The sequence below is a fragment of the Nocardia takedensis NBRC 100417 genome, from assembly GCF_000308695.1.
Lineage (GTDB): Bacteria > Actinomycetota > Actinomycetes > Mycobacteriales > Mycobacteriaceae > Nocardia > Nocardia takedensis.
On sequence record NZ_BAGG01000024.1, the window covers coordinates 1 to 1,749 of the forward strand.

The following is a 1,749-nucleotide window of genomic DNA, read 5'->3' on the forward strand; positions in this document are numbered from 1 at the left end:
TGTGTGCGTGTGTTCTTTGAGAACTCAATAGTGTGTCGATGAATGTCAGTGCCAAAATTTTGTTTTGGTGCCTGCTCTTTCATACCCCCGTGTGGGAGGGTGGGACATTTTTTGTCAGCTGAATGTTTGTTTGGCTGGCGTTTTGTTTAGGTTGGGTTTTCGGACTCTACGATAGCTTTGATCGCGCCCTTCGGGGTGTGGTTGTGAGTCTTCAACGGAGAGTTTGATCCTGGCTCAGGACGAACGCTGGCGGCGTGCTTAACACATGCAAGTCGAGCGGTAAGGCCCTTCGGGGTACACGAGCGGCGAACGGGTGAGTAACACGTGGGTGATCTGCCTCGTACTTCGGGATAAGCCTGGGAAACTGGGTCTAATACCGGATATGACCGCATGCTGCATGGTGTGTGGTGGAAAGATTTATCGGTGCGAGATGGGCCCGCGGCCTATCAGCTTGTTGGTGGGGTAATGGCCTACCAAGGCGACGACGGGTAGCCGACCTGAGAGGGTGACCGGCCACACTGGGACTGAGACACGGCCCAGACTCCTACGGGAGGCAGCAGTGGGGAATATTGCACAATGGGCGGAAGCCTGATGCAGCGACGCCGCGTGAGGGATGACGGCCTTCGGGTTGTAAACCTCTTTCGACAGGGACGAAGCGGAAGTGACGGTACCTGTAGAAGAAGCACCGGCCAACTACGTGCCAGCAGCCGCGGTAATACGTAGGGTGCGAGCGTTGTCCGGAATTACTGGGCGTAAAGAGCTTGTAGGCGGTTTGTCGCGTCTTCTGTGAAAACTCACAGCTCAACTGTGAGCTTGCAGGGGATACGGGCAGACTAGAGTACTTCAGGGGAGACTGGAATTCCTGGTGTAGCGGTGAAATGCGCAGATATCAGGAGGAACACCGGTGGCGAAGGCGGGTCTCTGGGAAGTAACTGACGCTGAGAAGCGAAAGCGTGGGTAGCGAACAGGATTAGATACCCTGGTAGTCCACGCCGTAAACGGTGGGTACTAGGTGTGGGTTTCCTTCCACGGGATCCGTGCCGTAGCTAACGCATTAAGTACCCCGCCTGGGGAGTACGGCCGCAAGGCTAAAACTCAAAGGAATTGACGGGGGCCCGCACAAGCGGCGGAGCATGTGGATTAATTCGATGCAACGCGAAGAACCTTACCTGGGTTTGACATACACCGGAAACCTGCAGAGATGTAGGCCCCCTTGTGGTCGGTGTACAGGTGGTGCATGGCTGTCGTCAGCTCGTGTCGTGAGATGTTGGGTTAAGTCCCGCAACGAGCGCAACCCTTGTCCTGTATTGCCAGCGGGTTATGCCGGGGACTTGCAGGAGACTGCCGGGGTCAACTCGGAGGAAGGTGGGGACGACGTCAAGTCATCATGCCCCTTATGTCCAGGGCTTCACACATGCTACAATGGCCGGTACAGAGGGCTGCGATACCGTGAGGTGGAGCGAATCCCTTAAAGCCGGTCTCAGTTCGGATCGGGGTCTGCAACTCGACCCCGTGAAGTTGGAGTCGCTAGTAATCGCAGATCAGCAACGCTGCGGTGAATACGTTCCCGGGCCTTGTACACACCGCCCGTCACGTCATGAAAGTCGGTAACACCCGAAGCCGGTGGCCTAACCCCTTGTGGGAGGGAGCCGTCGAAGGTGGGATTGGCGATTGGGACGAAGTCGTAACAAGGTAGCCGTACCGGAAGGTGCGGCTGGATCACCTCCTTTCTAAGGAGCATTCTCCAGT

At 56.4% G+C, this 1,749-nt stretch carries 1 rRNA gene; it reads left to right on the forward strand.

The features are described 5' to 3' along the window. Positions 1-211 precede the first annotated feature (211 nt). A 16S ribosomal RNA gene (locus ON30_RS06065) occupies positions 212-1,730 on the forward strand. Positions 1,731-1,749: the final 19 nt, after the last annotated feature.